This window comes from Streptomyces sp. XM83C (assembly GCF_023072675.1).
GTDB classification, from domain to species: Bacteria; Actinomycetota; Actinomycetes; order Streptomycetales; family Streptomycetaceae; genus Streptomyces; species Streptomyces thermocoprophilus.
The window spans coordinates 1-1,708 of sequence record NZ_JALLGL010000543.1; the positions used below are offsets into that span (position 1 = coordinate 1).

The following is a 1,708-nucleotide window of genomic DNA, read 5'->3' on the forward strand; positions in this document are numbered from 1 at the left end:
GTTGTCGGGGGCTGGGGCGGGGGCGTCACCCAGGAGACGCCGGCCTGGGTCTCTGCGTACGCCCACTCCGGCGGCTGCGGTTCGCCCGTCTGCCACGGCGGCCGGCCACTGTCCTGGCTCGGGCCGTGCTGCGGGCCGTAGGCGTGCCGGTCGCCGTGGCCGCCGTACTGCTCGTGGCCTTCCTGGCCCTCGTGTCCCTCGTGTCCGCCCCAGCCGCCCATCGCCATCGCGCCCCCCGGAAATCACCCCGATCAGCCCAGAACCGGGCTACCCCGAAGGTAGCGGCGAAAACGGCAACGTGCCCCGTCCCGGAAGCAACCGGAACGAGGCACGTGCGTGTTCGTGACGGAACCCGCCTGGGTCGGGTCAGATCAGGCCGAGGGCGCGGACGGCCTCGCGCTCCTCCGACAGCTCCTGCACGGAGGCGTCGATACGGGTGCGGGAGAACTCGTTGATGTCGAGGCCCTGCACGATCTCGTACTTGCCGTCCTTGGTGGTGACGGGGAAGGAGGAGATCAGGCCCTCCGGCACACCGTACGAACCGTCGGACGGGACGGCCATGGAGGTCCAGTCGCCCTCGGCGGTGCCGTTGACCCAGGTGTAGATGTGGTCGATGGCGGCGTTGGCGGCGGACGCGGCCGACGAGGCGCCGCGGGCCTCGATGATGGCGGCGCCGCGCTTGGCGACGGTCGGGATGAAGTCCTCGGCGAGCCACTTCTCGTCGTTGACGACCTCGGCCGCGGACTTGCCGCCGATACGGGCGTTGAAGATGTCCGGGTACTGGGTGGCGGAGTGGTTGCCCCAGATGGTCAGGCGGGAGATGTCGGAGACGCCGACGCCGGCCTTCTTCGCGAGCTGGGTCAGCGCGCGGTTGTGGTCGAGGCGGGTCATCGCGGTGAACCGCTCGGCCGGTACGTCCGGCGCGGCGGCCTGCGCGATGAGCGCGTTGGTGTTGGCCGGGTTGCCGACGACGAGGACCTTGACGTCGTCCGCGGCGTGGTCGTTGATGGCCTTGCCCTGCGGCTTGAAGATGCCGCCGTTGGCCTCCAGCAGGTCGCCGCGCTCCATGCCCTTGGTACGGGGGCGGGCGCCGACGAGGAGGGCGACGTTGGTGCCGTCGAAGGCGACGTTCGGGTCGTCGGTGATGTCGATGCCCTGGAGCAGCGGGAACGCGCAGTCGTCCAGCTCCATCGCGGTGCCCTCGGCGGCCTTCAGGGCCGGAGTGATCTCCAGGAGGCGCAGCTTGACCGGCACGTCCGCGCCGAGCAGCTGGCCGGAGGCGATGCGGAAGAGCAGGGCGTAACCGATCTGGCCGGCCGCGCCGGTGACGGTGACGTTCACGGGAGTGCGGGTCATGGCGTTCTCCGTATGACAGCTGGCGGTGGGGCGTCCCTGCCCCTGGGGTTCGGATGATCGATCTCTTGGCGTCAAGAGATATCCGCGGGTCAGGCTATCGCGCATCCGGCATCCCGGACGCCCGGGCCCCTGTGGCCCACCACACAGACCACCGTCGGGTGACACGGCGGAACGGCACGGGGGGAGGTGCCGGCGCCGGTGGCCGCCGGGACGGCGAAGGTGGCGGGCCGTCGGTCCGGGAGAGGGGGACGTGACGGCCCGCCTGGTGGGTGTGCCGTTGCCGGAACTCCCGTGGGGGTACCGGTTCGCGTGCCCGGTTTCGGCGGGGTCATGCGTGCGGGGGGCGCGGGGA

At 71.4% G+C, this 1,708-nt stretch carries 1 protein-coding gene and 1 pseudogene; both read right to left on the reverse strand.

From position 1 onward, the window contains the following. Positions 1-227, reverse strand: a pseudogene (locus MTQ10_RS30185) (hypothetical protein); the annotation flags it as partial. 139 nt (positions 228-366) lie between these two features. Further along, on the reverse strand, positions 367-1,356 hold the full coding sequence (locus MTQ10_RS30190; RefSeq protein WP_247473785.1) for a malate dehydrogenase: 990 nt from the start codon (positions 1,354-1,356) through the stop codon (positions 367-369). Positions 1,357-1,708: the final 352 nt, after the last annotated feature.